The sequence below is a fragment of the Thiobaca trueperi genome, assembly GCF_004342175.1.
Classification (GTDB): Bacteria; Pseudomonadota; Gammaproteobacteria; order Chromatiales; family Chromatiaceae; genus Thiobaca; species Thiobaca trueperi.
The window spans coordinates 1-16,940 of the sequence record NZ_SMAO01000005.1; the positions used below are offsets into that span (position 1 = coordinate 1).

Genomic DNA, 16,940 nt, shown 5'->3' on the forward strand with positions numbered 1-16,940 from the left:
TCAGGTTGGGACGGCTTCCCCGGCTCACGCTTCTATAAACTCCGTTGATCAAAACTCCGTGTCAATCCTTGGGAACAGAACATACAAGGTTGGGACGGCTTCCCCGGCTCACGCTTCTATAAACTCCGTTGATCAAAACTCCGTGTCAATCCTTGGGAACAGAACATACAAGGTTACATACAAGGTTGGGACGGCTTCCCCGGCTCACGCTTCTATAAACTCCGTTGATCAAAACTCCGTGTCAATCCTTGGGAACAGAACATACAAGGTTGGGACGGCTTCCCCGGCTCACGCTTCTATAAACTCCGTTGATCAAAACTCCGTGTCAATCCTTGGGAACAGAACATACAAGGTCGGGTTAGCGGAGCGTAACCCGATCTACAGGATCGGTTTAACCCGCCTCGTCGCGAGTCAGTTTGTCGTAGGTGCCGACCAGTTCGGTATGCGCCAGGATGTGATCCTCCATCGCCAGCAGCAGATCGTCCTTGCCCGGATTGCCCAGTTCAGCGGGCAAGCGGGTATCCAGGGCATAGAGTCGATGGAAATAGCGGTGACGGCCAATGGGCGGACAGGGTCCGCCATAGCCGGTGCGCCCCCAACTGTTGACGCCCTCGCCGGTGCCTGCCGGCAGATCTGCCAGGGCGACGCCTTCCGGCAGTCCCCGGCAGGACGGCGGCAGGTTATAGAGGATCCAGTGATCCCAGACCATGCGCGGTGCGGCGGGATCGGGCGCGTCCGGATCATCGACGATCAACACCAGACTCTCGGTGCCGTCCGGGAGATGATCCCAGGTCAGCGGCGGTGATCGATCCTCGCCCTCACAGGTCAGACGGCGTGGGATGGTGCCACCATCGACGAACGCATCGGATGTGAGAACCAGTGCCATCTTCATCTCCTCCAGTCGTTTAAACCGCGTCCAGCGCGATATGCATCATTTTCATTTTGTGTTTGACTTTGAGGATGTCACCGACTTCAGTGGAGACGCGGTTTAAAACTTCATATTATTGAATATATTAAACCGCGCCAACTCCAACAGTCGTCGATTCTGCCAAGGCCGACCCAATCCCCAAACATCACATACCGCACCGGGCGCGGTTTAAGATTGACGTTTTTTTTACAGTATACTTCGGCTCTTCGCACTCAATCGCGGGGGCGGTATGCCATGCCCCGCTTCTCACTCAAGCGCCAAGACAGGATCAACAATGCCTGATTACAATGCCGAGGATGTCCGCAATCTCGCCCTGGTCGGCCACGCCGGTTCCGGAAAAACCACGCTGGTGGAGGCGTTGCTTGCCGCCACCGGCGTCATCCCCGCGCCAGGAAGCGTCACCCGGGGCACCACGGTCTGCGATTTCGATCCGTTGGAAAAGGAACTGCAACACTCGCTGGATACATCCATCACCAGCTTCAACACCGCCGGCAAGCATATCAATCTGATTGACACCCCCGGCTACCCGGATTTTCTTGGACGCAGCATCGCGGTGCTGCCTGCCGTCGAGACCGCCGCCCTGGTCATCAATGCCCAGGCCGGGATTGAGCCGATGAGCATCCGGCTCATGAAGGCCGCCGACAACCGCAATCTCTGCCGGCTCATCATCGTCAACCAGATCGACGCCCCGGATCTGGATCTCGCCACACTCACCGCGCAGATCCGCGAGACTTTTGGCGCCGAATGTCTGCCGATCAACCTGCCAGCGGACGGCGGCAGGCGGGTTATCGACTGCTTCTTCCAGCCCAGCGGCGAAGGTGCCGATTTCTCCTCCGTCGATGAGGCGCACAGTCAGATCATCGATCAGGTCGTCGAAGTGGACGAGGATCTGATGGCGCTCTATCTGGAGCAGGGTCAGGAACTCCAGCCCGAACAGCTCCATGACCCCTTTGAGGTCGCACTGCGCGAGACGCATCTGATCCCGATCTGTTACGTCTCCGCCCAGACCGGCGCCGGCATCCCCGAACTGCTGGAGATCCTGGTCCGGTTGATGCCCAATCCGTCCGAGGGCAATCCGCCGCTCTTCCTCAAAGGCGAAGGTGCCGACATGGCCCCGGCCAGCGTCGCGCCCGATCCCGCGCTGCATGCCATCGCTCATGTCTTCAAGATCGTCAACGACCCCTATCGCGGCAAGCTCGGCATCTTCCGCATCCATCAGGGCCGGATCAATGTTGGCAGTCAGCTCCTGATTGGCGACGCCCGCAAGCCATTCAAGGTCAATCATCTCTACCGGCTGCATGGCGCCGAGCAGATCGAGGTCAGTGAAGGCGTGCCGGGCGACATCCTCGCCGTCTCGCGTGTCGATGACATCCATTTCGACGCCGTGCTGCACGATTCACACGACGAAGACCATTTCCATCTCTCCAGCCTGGAGTGCCCGGTGCCGCTGTTCGGGCTCGCCATCAACACCACCAAGCGTGGCGACGAACAGAAACTCACCGACGCCCTGCACAAACTGGAGTCGGAAGATCCCTGTTTCCATATCGAGCACAACGCCAGCGCCAACGAGACCATCGTGCGCGGTCTCGGCGAGCTGCATCTCAAGGTGATCCTGCGCCGGCTGTCCGAGCAGTTCCATGTGGACGTGGAGACCCATCCGCCGAGCATCCCTTACCGCGAGACCATCCTGGGCAAGGCTGAAGGTCACCATCGGCACAAGAAGCAGACCGGCGGCGCCGGCCAGTTCGGCGAGGTCTATCTGCGGGTCGAGCCCAACGAACGCGGCGCCGGCTTCGCGTTCATCGATGCGGTCGTCGGCGGGGTCATCCCCGGCAACTTCATCCCGTCCATCGAAAAAGGCGTGCGTCAGGTGCTGGATGAAGGCGCGATTGCCGGTTATCCGCTTCAGGATCTCAAAGTCACCGTTTATGACGGCAAGTTCCATCCCGTCGATTCCAAGGATATCGCCTTCGCCACCGCCGGACGCAAGGCCTTCATTGATGCCGTGCTCAAGGCGCAGCCGGTGATTCTGGAACCCATCGTCAAGATCCGCATCACCGCCCAGGATACCGCCATGGGCGATCTGGCCGGCGATCTCTCTAGCCGGCGCGGACGCATCAACGGCAGCGAAACCAAGAGCCGTGGACGCATCCTCATCGAAGGCGAAGTGCCGCTGGCTGAACTGTCAGGTTACGATGCCCGTCTCAAGGCGCTCACCGGCGGTGAGGGTACCTACAGCATCGAACTCAGCCACTATGATCCGGTGCCCGGCAACATCCAGAAGCAGATGACCGACGCTTATCAGCGGGCGGAGGACTGAGATCCGACAGGCGCCGGGAAACGTCGCGCCAGTGGCGTTTCCCGACTGTCCTGCGAACCGTCGCAAAGCATTCAAGTCGCCCTATCGGCAGTCGTTAAAGACTGAATCATACGGCAGGCCCGCAACGGGTTTCTGCCGTATTCAAGATGTCTGCCACACCAAGGGCAGACACCGGGCTGTATCCAGCAGCATTCCTGATTCGGGGACTCCACCATGTACAAATCTTCCAGCCTTTTCCTTGCCGGCTGTCTGGCGCTCGCATGGTCGAACAGCCATGCCGCCGACTACCCCTATTCAATGAAGATCACCGTCAATAAGCCCAAAGGCAGCGTTGCCGAGGCGGCGGCCAAGAACAAATCCAATCCCTCGACGATCCCGTTCACCCCGTGCAACGATGATGTGGATCAGGATGTTTTGGGGTTTCAACTGGATTTCGATGCAGGTACGCGCACCCGCGACAAGAAAGATCCCTCACTCATCGTCTCGACGCTCAGAAATGTGTATTTGATCTTTTATAACCCCAGTGCCCTGGGCGCCAAGCCAATCCCGGACACCTCGCTCACTCAAGGGACAGCGGAAAACGCAGAGCTGACGGATCAGCCGCCCCCGGAGCCCTATCCCACCCCGCTTTACCCCGAGTTGTGCGAAAAAACCGATGGGACTTACGTCGCCTGCGATCCAAAGGTCTGGGTGCTGGTACGTCCCGCTGTGAGTTTTGGCATCATGGCGATGGAGCCGCTGGTGGACATCACCGATATCCGTCCGTTGGACATACCTCCTTCCCCAACGCTGCCGCTTGGACTCCACGGACATATCTATCTCTCCACTGACGAAAATCTTGGCACGGGCAAGATTTCCGAGCTTCTGCTGCGCTCCTACATGCGTTTCGACGAACTGAAAAAGGGCATCTGGGCTCTGGTTGGAATCATTGCCCCGAAAGACGATCCGGCCCAGACGGATCCTGCACCCGTTCCGCTGAACTTTGCCGATCCGACCACCTGGGCCGCTTGGGATGCAGCAACCTTCCTGCTTGGTGCACCCTGGACACATCCCAGCCAGACTGAAGCGAAACCCGCAATCAGTCTGATATGCAAATGAAATCCGGGATGGAGATTGAAAACGCCGCGCAAGCGGCGTTACAAACCAGCCATTGAATCACTGTGAGTCGCAATGGCCGTTTTAGCGGGGAGATGGATAAACGCCGGGGGCGTAACCGGGGGCATAACCAGGGAGAAAGCCTGGATACCCATAGGGTGAGGCGGCCGGAACGGGTGGCTGCATGCGTTCCCAGTGCTGGCGCATCCGCTCGTCCGCCTCGCGACGCATCGCATCGTACTGGGCTTCATATTGGGCCCGGATACGATCCTGCTGCCAGGCAATGAGATTGGGGTCGAAGGGGGCAGGTGCCATCGGTTGCACCGCTGCTGGCGCGGCAGGTGCGGCTTGCATGGGTGCAGGGGCGGGTGCGGATGTCATGGCAGTGGGCGCTTGCGGCGTCACGACCGGCGCATTGATCTGCCTTGCCGACGCCGTCTGGATTGGCGTTTCAGCGGCAGGTGCCGGTGGCTGGATTCTGGCGGGGGCGGTTGTCAGTGCCGCCTGTGCGGGTGCTGTCGTGACGGGCGTGTTCACCGGCGCTGCTGCTGGTGCCGTTTCGTTCGCGGTCCTGGCTGCTGCGGTCTGACTGGCAACATTCGGTGTGACCGCCGGTTCCGCGCTCGGCAGCGCAGTGATGGCGAGCGGATTCAATTTATTGATGGAATCGACGACTTCAGTGAAAGAAGGATTTCCCTCTCGTTCAATCGAGCTGAGATAGAGATAGGCGAATGTGATCACCAGTCCCCACAGGATCAGTTTCGGCAGCCAGCCGAAACCCGAACGGGGCGAGGTATTGTCCGGGGTCGTCATGGTTGGTACTCCTGAAAGCGGTTGAGTTGAAGAATAGCCCCGTGCATGGCGTGGCCAGCATCAGCGCACGGTTGCCAGGTTGGTCAAGACCCCGACGATCCGCTCGACGCAAAGGGCCAGGTTTGCCTCGATCTCCTGCATGGTGATGATGCCGTCGTCGCCTTTGCCAGCGGCCCAGTTGACCACAAACGCCAGACTGGCATAGCACAGCCCAAGCTCACGCGCGAGGCTCGCCTCGGGCATGCCGGTCATGCCAACCATATCGCAGCCATCGCGCTCGTAGCGCCGGATCTCGGCGGCGGTTTCGAGCCGTGGCCCCTGGGTTGCGCCATAGACGCCGGTATCGATGACCGTCTGACCGGTGTGGGTGCAGGCGCTGATCAGAGCCTGACGCAGTTCCTCGCAATAGGGCGTGGTCAGATCAATGTGTTCGACCGTTCCAGTCGTGCCGTCGTGGATGCTGTGTTCGCGTCCGTAGGTGTAATCGATGATCTGATCGGGAACCGCCAGGACGGTGGGCGCAAAACGGGGTGTAATGCCGCCCACCGCCGCCAGGGCAACGACGTGCTCGGCGCCGCAGTTGCGCAGCGCCCAGAGATTCGCCCGATAGTTGATCCGATGCGGCGGCAGATGATGGGAAGGGCCGTGGCGGGGCAGGAAGAGCACCTCCGCATCGCCCAGCCGACCCCGTGTCACCGGGGCCGAGGTTTCACCGAAAGGCGTCGCGACAGTCTGTGCGTCGCTGACCAGGAGCGAAGGCAGCCCGGAAAAACCCGAGCCGCCGATAATAGCGAGAGGAATCATGCGCCCACCACGACCAATAAAGGGGAGGTCAGTCTACCGAAGAGCGCCCCGGAAACCAAACCGGCGCAGTGGCGCCGGTTTCTTCGGGTTTTGTCCGGCGCCTCAATAACCCATTGAGCTGGCGCGCGACGTCTCTTGGAACAGGCCGATTTCCAACAGCTTGGGAAGCAAGACCTGCTCTTCCCGTTCGATCCGTTTGGCCACCATATCGAAGACCTCATGTGTTTCGGCCAGAAAATCGTCGGTGAAGTCAAAATCGCAGTGTCTGAGCCAGTTTTGATGGTAATCGTCGAAGACCTTGCGCAAGGGTTTCTCGCCGCTGATGAAGCCCCAGGCAATGGATTTCACCTTTGGATCGTCATGGATCAGCAGGGTCGGATAAAGACCGCGATCCTCCGCCGCCAGATGAACGCTGACCTTGGTGCCGAGATCGCACAGGAGATCGTAAGCGGTTTTGGCGTTGGGACGGACCTTCAGCCGCTCCGGAGTCAGGATGGCCTTGAGTTCTGCGATCATCTGACGCAGCTCGGCGTGCGAGTTGCGATATTGGTCCAGGCTGGACATGGGGTATCCTCCTCATTGATCTATTTATATTGATGATGCGATCAAACACGAACAAGGCGCCCGTTACTCAGATATCCGCCTCTATATCAGATATCCGTTTCGGCCACGGCATAGATGCCGGGGGCATTACGAAAATAGTTTTTATAGTCGAGACCATAGCCATACAGGTAGCGATCCGCAACCTGTATGCCGACCACATCCGCCTCACACTGGTGCGGACGCCGCTTTTCGACCAGCACGGCGGTCTGTACGCTCGCCGCGCCGTCCTCATGACAGGCGCGCACGATCTGCTCCAGGGTGATGCCTTCGTCCAGGATGTCATCCAGAACCAGTATATGCTCGCCGCGAATCGCTGCTGAGGGACGATAGCGCCAGGCGATCTCGCCGCCGCTGGTCGCGCCCTGATAGCGACTGGCATGAATATAGTCGATCCGAAGCTGGAAATTGAGCCGTGGCAACAGCAGGCCGGCGACGATGACCGCGCCGGTCATGACGCAGAGCACCAGCGGATCCTTGTCCGCCAGACGTGCGGTCAGGTCCGCCGCCATGCGATCCAGCGCCGCCTCCATGTCCTGAGCCGTGGCCAGGCAGTCGGCGCGTTCCGCGACACCTGCATATTGATTTGCGTCGAGCTTCATCCAGGGTTCTCCGGGTTGGACCGCGTCCAGTATGGCGTGCGGTGTTTTGGCGTTGGTCACGCCTCGTCTGGAATGAGGCGGACTCGCTCCAGGCAGGCGCAAAACAGGATGCGTCACGCTGGACGCGGACTGGTCGGGTCGGTCAGTCCGAGATCAAGCGTTTCCAGTTCTTCGAGCCGGGCGACATGCTGGACCGCGTGTTGCCAGTCGGGCTGTTCGTGCAGATGCGCGCGGTCGGGTCGGGGGCCGCGGCCGTGCATGCGCAGCAGTCGCAACTGGATCGCCGGATCGGGCGGGTTGCGGAAGGCATCGACAATCGCGACCGCTGCCGGGCGATTGTTGCAGATCAGAAGCATATCGCAACCCGCCTGCGCCGCCGCGTGCGCGCGTTCGGGATAATCGCCGCCGGCCGAGGCCGCCGCCATGTTGAGGTCGTCGCTGAAGATGACGCCCTGGAAGTCGAGCCGCCCGCGCAGGATGTCGTGCAGCCAGACCGGCGAAAATCCAGCGGGCCGGGTGTCGATCTGCGGGTAGATGACATGCGCCGGCATGATGGCCTCCAGACCCTGATCGATCAGGCGCTGGAAAGGAACCAGATCCTCCATCAGGAGATCGGCGAACGGGCGCGGATCGGTCGGCAGATCGGTGTGCGAATCGGCGGCGATGCCGCCATGACCGGGAAAGTGTTTGCCGACCGCCGACATGCCCGCGCGTCGCACGCCATCCGTCCAGGCCGACGCCAGCTCGCAGACCGGCTGTGTCGCAGACGCGAAGCCGCGATCACCGATGACCCGGCTGATCCCCCGGTCCAGGTCGAGCACGGGCGCAAAACTGAAATCGACCCCGACCGCGCGCAATTCGGACGCCATCAGCCAGGCGACCGACTCGCAGACCCGGCGCGCCTGTGCGGGATCCTGTGCGTACAGGCGTCCGAAACGTCCTGCCGCTGGTAGTCGTGTGAAATCGGTGCGAAAACGCTGTACCCGACCGCCTTCCTGATCAACGCCGATCAGGAGTGGCGGTTCGCGCAGGGCATGGATCGCCGTTGTGAGTTCGGCCAGTTGTGATGGCGATTCATAATTGCGGGCGAAGAGAATCACCCCGCCGACAGCCGGATGACGCAGCAGCTCGCGGTCCTCGGCGTCGAGCGCCGTCCCCGCGAGATCAAGCATGATGGATCCGAGTGACATTCCAGGTGGCCGTTGGTCATTGACTGCGCTTTTTTAACATAGGCGCATGGCGGGTGGCGAGGATCGCGCGCAATCACCAAATCCAATCGGCCCGCAAACCTGTTAATCTTCGGTCGATTCAGGATGCCGGATGGCATCCTGTTGGTTTTTTCACCCCCGCCCCGATACTGGCGTCAAGGCGTTGTGATCACAGCGCACGGGTCAACGAGGATAGTCTTGAATGAAAGCGAAGAACCTGAACATCCTGCTCTGGATCGGCGTCACCTTCTGGCTGGTGACGATGCTCAATAGCATGAGTTCGCCCAATCAGATCGAGTCGCGCAGCCTGAGCTACAGTCAGTTCCTCCAGGAACTGTCGGAAGGATCCATCCAAGAAGTGACCATCCAGGAGCAGCGGGTGATGGGGGTGCGTCGCGATGGCTCGCGCTTCGAGACGCTCAATCCCGGCGATCCGGCGCTCGTGGGCGATCTGCTCAAGAATTCAGTCACCATCCGCGCCGAGCCGCCGGATTCGCCCAGCGTGCTGGTGCAGCTTCTCAGTTCGTGGCTCCCGTTCCTGCTGCTGATGGGCGTCTGGTTCTGGTTCATGCGGCGCGGCGCGGGCGGCGGTGGCGCGGGCGGTCTCTTCAATTTCGGCAAGAGCCGCGCGCGTCAGCATGCCGAGGGCGAGGTCAAGGTCACGCTCAAGGATGTCGCCGGGGTCGAAGAGGCCAAGGAAGAGGTGGGCGAGCTGGTCGAGTTTCTGCGCAACCCGCAGAAGTTCTCCAATCTGGGCGGCCATATTCCGCGCGGTGTGCTGATGGTCGGTCCTCCCGGCACCGGCAAGACCCTACTGGCGCGCGCCATTGCCGGCGAGGCCAAGGTGCCCTTTTTCAGCATCTCCGGCTCGGACTTCGTCGAAATGTTCGTTGGCGTCGGTGCCTCGCGGGTGCGCGATCTTTTCGAGCAGGCCAAGAAAAGTGCGCCCTGCATCATCTTCATCGACGAAATCGATGCTGTGGGACGCAAGCGTGGTGCGGGTCTCGGTGGCGGGCACGACGAGCGCGAGCAGACGCTGAATCAGCTTCTGGTCGAAATGGACGGCTTCACCGGTAACGAGGGCGTGATTGTCATCGCCGCCACCAACCGCGCCGATGTGCTGGATCCGGCCCTGCTGCGTCCCGGTCGCTTCGACCGCCAGGTGGTGGTGGGGCTCCCGGATCTCGCCGGTCGCACCGCGATTCTGGAGGTCCACATGCGCAAGGTGCCCATCGCCGAGGATGTCGATGCCCGCACCATCGCGCGCGGCACGCCCGGTTTCTCCGGCGCCGATCTCGCCAATCTGGTGAACGAGGCGGCCCTGTTCGCGGCCCGTGCCGGTGACACCGAGGTCTCGATGCGGACCTTCGAGAAGGCCAAGGACAAGATCATGATGGGCGCTGAACGGCGCAGCATCGTCATGTCCGAGTCCGAGAAAAAACTGACCGCCTACCACGAGGCCGGGCACGTCATCGTCGGGCGGCTGGTGCCGGAGCATGATCCGGTCCACAAGGTCAGCATCATCCCGCGCGGTCGGGCGCTGGGTGTCACCATGTTCCTGCCGGAACGTGATCGCTACAGCATGAGCAAGCGTCAGTTGGAGAGCCAGATCTCCAGTCTCTTCGGCGGGCGCGTGGCGGAAGAGATGACCTTCGGCCCCGAGCAGGTCACGACCGGCGCCTCCAACGACATTGAGCGCGCGACCGACATCGCCCGCAACATGGTGACCCGCTTCGGGCTCTCGGATGGCATGGGACCGCTGGCCTATGCCGAGGACGAGGGCGAGGTGTTTCTCGGTCGCTCGGTGACGCAGCAGCGTCAGGTCTCGCCGGAAACTGCACTGTCCATCGACCGTGAGGTGCGGCTCATCATCGATCGCAACTATCGGCGTGCCAAGCAACTGCTGGAGGAAAACCAGGACAAGCTCCACACCATGGCAACGGCCTTGCTGAAATACGAGACCATCGACAAGGACCAGATCGAAGACATCATGCAAGGTCGCCCGATGCGCGAGCCGGAGGATGACCATCATCATTCCAAGCCCCGTGCCGGCAGCGGCAACACGGCTGCCAAGGGTGACGGCGCTCATCCGCCGATTGTCGCCGACGGGATCTGAGCCGATCCCGGTCAGGGGTCGAATCCTGGCTGACTCTGGCTGAACGAAAAAAGCCCCCGCAAGCGATGGCGGGGGCTTTTTCATGCCTGTCGATCAGTTTCCCAGCAGATGCTGGAAATTGGCCAGTCGCTGGGGATGAATCAGTCCTCTGGCCACCGCATCGAGAATGGCGCAGTCCGGCTCATGCCGGTGCCGGCAGTCGGCAAAGCGGCAGCGACCCAGATAGGGCTGGAACTCACGGAATCCCTGCTGGAGCGCGTCGCGGTCGATGGCGCCGAGCCGGAAGCTGCGCACGCCGGGCGAGTCGATCAGAAAGCCGTCATTGGGCAGACGGTAACAGGTGGTCGCGGAGGTCGTATGCCGGCCCAGCCCGGTCGCTTTTGACAGACGGCCGATCTGAATCTCGCGATCCGGGAGCAGTGCCTTGACCAGCGACGATTTGCCCACGCCGGACTGCCCGACCAGCACGCTGGTCTCGCCCGCCATGCTGGCGGTCAGTTCGGCCAGGGTCTCAGGCTCGCGCAGGCTGGTCCAGAAGGTGCGATAACCGATGGCGGGATAATGGGCGAAGCGCTGCTCGAACGCGCGGCGCGCCTCGCCTTGCAGCAGATCCATCTTGTTGCCGACGATGACCGCATCGATGCCGATGAGCGCCGCCGCGACCAGGTATTGATCGATCAGATAACCGCTCGGCTCGGGTTCGGGCGCGATCAGCACCAGAAGCCGCGTCAGATTGGCGGCGAGCGCCTTGTCATGACCGTTGAAGTCGGGTCGGCTGAGGACGGTCGCGCGCGGCTGGATGGCCGTCACCACACCCTGATCGTCGGCGATCCGCTGCCAGACCACGCGATCACCACAGACCGGATGGCCGATGTTCTGGCGCGACAGACAATGGAAGAGATGCCCGTTGGCGCCCTCGACCGCCAGATTGGCGCCATGACGGACGACGACCCGACCCGCTTCCGGCTCGGTCTCCGCATCGATCTCGGCCAGCGCGCTCTCCGGTCGCGAGGCGAGCCGCTCGCGGCGGCGTTCCTGGATCGCTTTGATCCGCTCGATCTGACGCTCTGACAGCCGACGCTTGGGCATCGGATCAGCGCGGGGGGCAGTGGTTGGATGTGGCGGGCAAAACGGTCGTCAGGACAGAGATGATGACAGGGCAGGGGGCGATCATGGGTGTGGCTCCGGAATCCATTTCCGGTGCATTGTAGGGGAAAGCGGAGCGGCTCCGCACGATTTGCGCTCCAGCCGTGCTTCGTCACGTGCATCTTCCATTGTGCCAGCGACTCGGGCGTCACAAGCCCCACCCGCCGCCGGTTGCCTGGACGGTCAGCGCGTCAAAGGAACCGCCATGCCGGGCGAACGGTTGTCGGCGGATCATCCACTCATCGCAAACCGCGCGGCAACCCTGAATGCGGCTTCCGGCCTGACGCGGGCTGTGGGATCATCGTCACCCCTTCGCTTGCAGTAAGCTCACTCATGACCAATCCCGACGAAACCATCCGCTTCAGCGTGTCACTGCCCAAAGCGCTCCTGGACGAACTGGACCGGCGCGTGGTCGGCAAGGGCTATGCCTCGCGTTCTGAACTGGTGCGGGATCTGATCCGCGAGCGGATCGTGGAAGCAACCTGGGATCGTGGCGACGAAGAAGTGGCGGGCGTGCTGACCATCGTCTACGACCATCATCAGCGGGAACTGACCCAGCAGATACTGGAGATCCAGCATCGCCAGTTCGTGCAGGTGGTGGCGACCACGCATGTTCACATGGATCACCATAACTGTCTGGAGACCATCATCATTCGCGGCATGCCGGCGGAGATCGAGCGTCTCAGCCAGGAGATCGGCGGTCTGCGCGGGGTGCGCTTTGCCGAACTGACCCGCGCTTCGCGGATTCAGAATTAAGGCGTTTTCCAGGACAGTTTCTACCCGCCTGAAACGCCGTCAATTGAGACAGGATTAACAGGATTCAAAATAATTTTTTATAAATCCTGCTCATCCTGTTAAACCGCGCCCGGTGCGGCATGTGATATTTGCGGATTGACTCGGCCTTGGCAGAATCGACGACCGTTCGAGCGGGCGCGGTTTAAGATAAAAAATATAAAATTTTAAACCGCGTTTCCGCTGATGTTGGTGGCCTCTCCAAGCCGAATACAAACTGAAAATGACGTATATCGCTCTGGACGCGGTTTAATCCTGTCTATTTGAGGCGTGTATCAGGTATGAATCTTTTTATTTGCCGTCTGACCGCCGCGACCCTGCTCGCGCTGTCGTCGGCGTGGGCGGCCGAACCGGCGGTGGCGCCCGCCATCCCTTCAGCGGATGCGACCCCGCCGGAGTCGGCGCTGGCGACCTATCAGGCCCTGTCGGCCAGCCAGTCCCGCAACTATGACCGCACGCAGGATATTTCGCCCCGGCAGATGCTCCTGCTGCTGGAGGTGTGCGAGCGTACCGGGGCCAGTCTGGGACAGATGCTGGCGACCGGGGAGCATGAGAGCGCCCGGACCTGGAACGACCATGTCCGTCCCACCTTGAACGACGGCAGTCTGGGTTCGGCAAGCGGGGTCTGGCAATTCATGCCCGGGACCTTCCATCGCATCGTTAAACGATTCGGAACGCAACTGCTGGCGGCGAGCGAGGCGGACCCGACCGCCGGACGCGAACACCTGGATTTGGGTGAAGGGCCGTTCAGCGATGCCCAGGTGCGTGGTCTGATTCAGGAAACGGTGGATGGCAAACGGGGTGCGGACGATGAGGAACTCAAGCGGCTGCGTCACAATTTCGCGGTGCTGGCCTTCGCGAAACATTATCTGAGCGTGGATTCGGGCGCCAGGACACCCGAAGAAGACTATCTCTATCACTTTCTGGGGGCCGAACAGGGGCGACGGGTATTGGCGCTGGCACAGGGCGAGGCCCGCAATACCCTGAGCGTCAAACCGGTGGAGACGCCACTGCCCGTCGCGGCACCGCCCGCGCTCGCCGTGGCCGATGTCCGCGCCTCCATCCGGGCCACCGCCGCGACCATCTCGCGGGACGAGATCCTGATGCCTGCCGAACGGCGTTTGTCGCCAGTCGTCCGTCAACGGGCGCCGTCGCGCGTGTCGGTACAGTGGGCGCCCGTCACCGCATCGCAGAAATCCGCATTCGATTACATGATCGCCAGCCTCAAGCCCAATGCCGCTGCGCTGGAAAGGTCGGCGGATCGTGCGCGCGTGCCAACCCCTCGCGTCGGCTCGGCCATCTGGTCGCCGCCAACTCCTGCCATACCGCCGCCGGTCTCCTCAGAGTGGGGATTTGCCGCCGATTCACCGGTCGTGACCGGCAACCTTGGGATGTTCTACCGCGACGGTCAGGGCCAGACCCAGCCGTATACCTGGGGCGAATTCATGGATCATCTGGCCCAGCGCGTCCGGGCGAAGGATCAGCCGGCGATGGTGCGGGCCAAATATGGTGTCGGCTTCGGATTGACAGGCGGCGATCTGCCGCAGCGTGCCTTTAATCCGGCGATCGAATCGAAAGCGGCGACCTTTCGTCATGAGATCAGCGGCGAGGTGCTGGTCCCCGAGGCGCTGGTGACGGGGCCGCTCGGCCCGGACGAAACGCGGTGGTACAAAAATCGCCTCGCCGCACTGATCCAGCAGGGCGAGGATCAACCGCTGGAGACGCTGCCGCCGGAGACCCTGGCGGCGCTGCGTCACTTGACGATGTTATCGCCGGATCTATCGGATGCCAGCACCGCCCACCCCGAGGTGAGCGAAGCGCTGCGCGCCTTCCGCAAACTGGTCGGCAAGGATCAGCCGGATGATCCGGCACATCTCAACCGGCTGATGCCCGCCGAGCGGATCGCGCTGGCGATCTACGACCAGCGCCTCGCCCGCTATGCTGCTTTGCAGGCCGCCCAGCAGGCATCCATGAGCGATGCGGCTGACCTGAGCCGGATCAAAACGATGCCGGTCGGATTGCAGAACGCGGCGGCGCCACATGTTTCTGTGCTGCAAACGGCGCTTGCCGAACGCGGGCTGCTGAAGCAGCCGACCGAGAAAGTTGTCTGGCGTGACAGGCAACGCAAAAAGCATGTGACCTACAAAGCGGTGCCCTTCGTGGGGGTCGTCGGCAAGGCCACACAGGCCGCGATCCGGTCATTCCAGTGGCGTCATGGTTTGCGCGACACGCAGGGCGTGCTGGATGCCGTGACACTCGGCATGCTGGGTCTGACGCCAATGGGGCCGGAAATCTTTCGTCCCCTGTCCGGGCCTGAGTGCGCCATCGACGAGACCGGCGTGACGACGCCCGCTTGCGAGATCCCGTCCAGCAATCGGCACACTCAGCCGGTCGATGTCATCCTGCCCGATGTGCGATTGGCGCGAGGATGGGAATGGGAGTCTGGTCCCGCCGCGAACGAATCGGAGCGGGATCAGGAACCGCCTTCGCCGTAATAATTGCCGATATAGTTCTCGAACTTGGTGTACTTGCCGAGAAAGGTCAGGCGCGTGGTGCCGATGGGTCCGTTGCGCTGCTTGGCGATGATGATCTCGGCGACGCCCTTGTCGCTGCTGTCCTCGTGATAGACCTCGTCGCGGTAGATGAAGACGATGAGGTCTGCATCCTGTTCGATGGCGCCCGAGTTGTGACTGACGATGCCATCGGCGAGCCAGCTCGCGGGGCCGGGGACCGTCAGATCAAAGACATCCTCTTCGCCATCCGGCTCAATCGCGACCACGGTATCCCAGAACAGATCGCTCCCGGCGACGGCTCGCAATGCGTCATTGTGCGGTAATTCGCGCGCCAGTGCCAAACGCGCGCCTGGGTTGAGGCTGCCAACATGCTGCCAGCCGTCGGCACCCAACAGACGATGCTCCGCCGTTGCCCGAATCCGACGCCCGCTTGCAAGCCGCACGGCAAACACTGGTCGGCGACCCACACGCCAGACGCAATCTGCTTTGGCCTGGATGAGTCGGCCTGTTGCATCAACTGAGATGACTTCCGGGCAGGTGCCGACGAGATCCCGAATCGGCAGGCGGCGTCCATCGGCCAGCACGACCAGGGTGTCCCCAGTCACGCACTCGCGCAGATCCGACATCACCGGACGCTTGTTCGGGCGCTGTTCAAGACTGCGGTTGAGCTGCGAGAGCGCAATCACGGGGACGTTGAGTTCCTTGGCCAGCGCCTTGAGCGAGCGTGAGATCGCCGAAATCTCGTTGGTGCGGTTTTCGCCCGCGCCCGGCGCCTGCATGAGTTGCAGATAATCGAGCACGATCAGTCCGAGATCGTTCTGTTCGCGCTTGAGACGCCGCGCCCGCGCCCGGACTTCGGTCGGCGACAGGGCTGGGGTGTCGTCGATGAAGAGGCGTGCCTCGGAGAGCAGGTTGACCGCCGAGGTCAGTCGCGGCCATTCGTCGTCTTCGAGCTTGCCGGTGCGCACCCGGTGCTGATCGATGCGCCCGAGCGAGGACATCATGCGCATGGCGAGTGATTCGCCCGGCATCTCCATGCTGAAGACGGCCACCGGGCGTCTGGACTGAATGGCGACGTGTTCGGCCATGTTCATCGCGAAGCTGGTTTTCCCCATCGACGGTCGCCCGGCGACGATGACGAGGTCTGCTGGCTGGAGCCCGGAGGTCATCTCATCGAAGTCGGAGAAACCGGTGGCGAGTCCGGTGATCGGCTCGTCGCGCTGATAGAGCGCATCGATCCGCTCGACCGCGCGGCCCAGCAGAAATTTGATGGGCTGGAAGCCGCCCCCACCGCGCGCCTCCTGTTCGGCAATGGCGAAGACGCGCCGTTCGGCATCGTCGAGCAGTTCGGACGCCTCGCGCCCCTGGGGGTTGTAGCCATTGTCCGCGATGGCCGTGCCGGCGGCGATCATCTGTCGCCGGACCGAGGTCTGGCGCACGATCTTGGCATAGGCCTGGATATTGGCGGCGCTCGGCGTTTCGTTACAGAGTGCGCCGAGATACGAGAGACCGCCGGCGTTGGCAAGCTGTTCGCTGCGTTCCAGGGTTTCGGCCAGGGTTACGACATCGAACGGCTGCTCGCTGGCGGCGAGTCTGGCGATGGCGGCAAAGATCAGGCGGTGCTCGCGGCGATACAGGTCGCCCTCAGTGACCAGATCCGCGATGCGATCCCAGGCGCTGTTGTCCAGCATCAGACCGCCGAGCAGCGATTGCTCCGCATGCATGTGATGAGGCGGGACGCGCAGCTCGTCGTACCCGGCATCGATTGGCGGCGGCGCCATCTCTTCGGTATTTGGAGCGAACATGGTTCCCCGGACGGGCGGCAGCACCCGTGAGTCGTTGAGTCGGATCGGAGCGGTTGGAGCACACGCAGACGCTGGCGTCGGTCGGGGTCGATTTCCCGTGATCAGGCGCGCGAGGAGGTGGAGATTGTGGGCTGTCTGCCCAAGTCAGGCAAGCGTGCCGGAGACATCCGCCACGCACGGGCGCAGAGAGGGCGAATG

General features: G+C 62.0%; 13 protein-coding genes. 5 read left to right on the plus strand and 8 right to left on the minus strand.

Going from position 1 to position 16,940, the window contains the following annotated elements; all coding sequences use genetic code 11:
* Positions 1-391: 391 nt before the first annotated feature.
* On the minus strand, positions 392-886 hold the full coding sequence (locus tag EDC35_RS10340) for a YbhB/YbcL family Raf kinase inhibitor-like protein (protein ID WP_132977191.1): 495 nt from the start codon (positions 884-886) through the stop codon (positions 392-394).
* Between the two features lie 316 nt (positions 887-1,202).
* Here EDC35_RS10340 and fusA point away from each other — a divergent pair, with 316 nt between their 5' ends.
* Both fusA and EDC35_RS10350 read left to right on the plus strand, forming a co-directional pair.
* Positions 1,203-3,248, plus strand: a complete 2,046-nt coding sequence (gene fusA, locus EDC35_RS10345; RefSeq protein WP_132977192.1) for an elongation factor G — start codon at positions 1,203-1,205, stop codon at positions 3,246-3,248.
* 213 nt (positions 3,249-3,461) lie between these two features.
* Entirely contained in the window at positions 3,462-4,346 is an 885-nt protein-coding gene (locus tag EDC35_RS10350; RefSeq protein ID WP_132977193.1) for a hypothetical protein, read from the plus strand.
* 81 nt (positions 4,347-4,427) lie between these two features.
* Here the strand turns inward: EDC35_RS10350 and EDC35_RS10355 are convergent, their stop codons facing one another.
* The 5 genes from EDC35_RS10355 to nagZ all read right to left on the minus strand — a co-directional run bounded on the left by EDC35_RS10355 (position 4,428) and on the right by nagZ (position 8,352).
* Entirely contained in the window at positions 4,428-5,156 is a 729-nt protein-coding gene (locus tag EDC35_RS10355) for a hypothetical protein (protein WP_132977194.1), read from the minus strand.
* A gap of 60 nt (positions 5,157-5,216) precedes the next feature.
* A complete protein-coding gene (locus EDC35_RS10360; protein WP_132977195.1) occupies positions 5,217-5,960 on the minus strand; it encodes an S-methyl-5'-thioinosine phosphorylase in 744 nt (247 codons plus the stop codon).
* Positions 5,961-6,062: 102 nt separating this feature from the next.
* Complete coding sequence (locus EDC35_RS10365) at positions 6,063-6,524, minus strand: hemerythrin domain-containing protein (RefSeq protein WP_132977196.1); 462 nt, start codon at positions 6,522-6,524, stop codon at positions 6,063-6,065.
* An 86-nt stretch (positions 6,525-6,610) separates the two neighbouring features.
* Positions 6,611-7,162, minus strand: coding sequence for a hypoxanthine-guanine phosphoribosyltransferase (locus EDC35_RS10370; protein WP_132977197.1), 552 nt, complete (start codon positions 7,160-7,162; stop codon positions 6,611-6,613).
* Between the two features lie 113 nt (positions 7,163-7,275).
* Positions 7,276-8,352 carry a beta-N-acetylhexosaminidase gene (gene nagZ, locus EDC35_RS10375; RefSeq protein ID WP_132977198.1) on the minus strand — a complete coding sequence of 359 codons (1,077 nt, stop codon included), beginning with the start codon at positions 8,350-8,352 and terminating at the stop codon, positions 7,276-7,278.
* A 220-nt stretch (positions 8,353-8,572) separates the two neighbouring features.
* Here nagZ and ftsH point away from each other — a divergent pair, with 220 nt between their 5' ends.
* Positions 8,573-10,486, plus strand: coding sequence for an ATP-dependent zinc metalloprotease FtsH (gene ftsH, locus EDC35_RS10380; RefSeq protein WP_132977199.1), 1,914 nt, complete (start codon positions 8,573-8,575; stop codon positions 10,484-10,486).
* 93 nt (positions 10,487-10,579) lie between these two features.
* Here ftsH and rsgA read toward each other — a convergent pair whose 3' ends face one another.
* Positions 10,580-11,575, minus strand: coding sequence for a ribosome small subunit-dependent GTPase A (gene rsgA, locus EDC35_RS10385; RefSeq protein ID WP_132977200.1), 996 nt, complete (start codon positions 11,573-11,575; stop codon positions 10,580-10,582).
* A 390-nt stretch (positions 11,576-11,965) separates the two neighbouring features.
* On the opposite strand from rsgA, the gene nikR reads away from it, so the two are divergent.
* Both nikR and EDC35_RS10395 read left to right on the plus strand, forming a co-directional pair.
* Positions 11,966-12,388 carry a nickel-responsive transcriptional regulator NikR gene (gene nikR / locus EDC35_RS10390; protein WP_132977201.1) on the plus strand — a complete coding sequence of 141 codons (423 nt, stop codon included), beginning with the start codon at positions 11,966-11,968 and terminating at the stop codon, positions 12,386-12,388.
* A gap of 317 nt (positions 12,389-12,705) precedes the next feature.
* Complete coding sequence (locus EDC35_RS10395; RefSeq protein ID WP_132977202.1) at positions 12,706-14,919, plus strand: peptidoglycan-binding domain-containing protein; 2,214 nt, start codon at positions 12,706-12,708, stop codon at positions 14,917-14,919.
* On the opposite strand, the gene dnaB is transcribed toward EDC35_RS10395, so the two are convergent.
* Entirely contained in the window at positions 14,898-16,742 is a 1,845-nt protein-coding gene (gene dnaB / locus EDC35_RS10400; protein WP_424565291.1) for a replicative DNA helicase, read from the minus strand. The genes EDC35_RS10395 and dnaB overlap by 22 nt on opposite strands.
* Between the last annotated feature and the right edge of the window lie 198 nt (positions 16,743-16,940).

Bases quoted from the DNA above. Each gene is read 5' to 3' on its own strand.
- EDC35_RS10360 (WP_132977195.1), bottom strand. From the start codon at position 5,960: ATGATTCCTCTCGCTATTATCGGCGGCTCGGGTTTTTCCGGGCTGCCT.
- fusA (WP_132977192.1), top strand. From the start codon at position 1,203: ATGCCTGATTACAATGCCGAGGATGTCCGCAATCTCGCCCTGGTCGGC.
- EDC35_RS10355 (WP_132977194.1), bottom strand. From the start codon at position 5,156: ATGACGACCCCGGACAATACCTCGCCCCGTTCGGGTTTCGGCTGGCTG.
- EDC35_RS10395 (WP_132977202.1), top strand. From the start codon at position 12,706: ATGAATCTTTTTATTTGCCGTCTGACCGCCGCGACCCTGCTCGCGCTG.
- EDC35_RS10370 (WP_132977197.1), bottom strand. From the start codon at position 7,162: ATGAAGCTCGACGCAAATCAATATGCAGGTGTCGCGGAACGCGCCGAC.
- dnaB (WP_424565291.1), bottom strand. From the start codon at position 16,742: ATGTTCGCTCCAAATACCGAAGAGATGGCGCCGCCGCCAATCGATGCC.
- EDC35_RS10350 (WP_132977193.1), top strand. From the start codon at position 3,462: ATGTACAAATCTTCCAGCCTTTTCCTTGCCGGCTGTCTGGCGCTCGCA.
- EDC35_RS10340 (WP_132977191.1), bottom strand. From the start codon at position 886: ATGGCACTGGTTCTCACATCCGATGCGTTCGTCGATGGTGGCACCATC.
- nagZ (WP_132977198.1), bottom strand. From the start codon at position 8,352: ATGTCACTCGGATCCATCATGCTTGATCTCGCGGGGACGGCGCTCGAC.
- nikR (WP_132977201.1), top strand. From the start codon at position 11,966: ATGACCAATCCCGACGAAACCATCCGCTTCAGCGTGTCACTGCCCAAA.
- ftsH (WP_132977199.1), top strand. From the start codon at position 8,573: ATGAAAGCGAAGAACCTGAACATCCTGCTCTGGATCGGCGTCACCTTC.
- rsgA (WP_132977200.1), bottom strand. From the start codon at position 11,575: ATGCCCAAGCGTCGGCTGTCAGAGCGTCAGATCGAGCGGATCAAAGCG.
- EDC35_RS10365 (WP_132977196.1), bottom strand. From the start codon at position 6,524: ATGTCCAGCCTGGACCAATATCGCAACTCGCACGCCGAGCTGCGTCAG.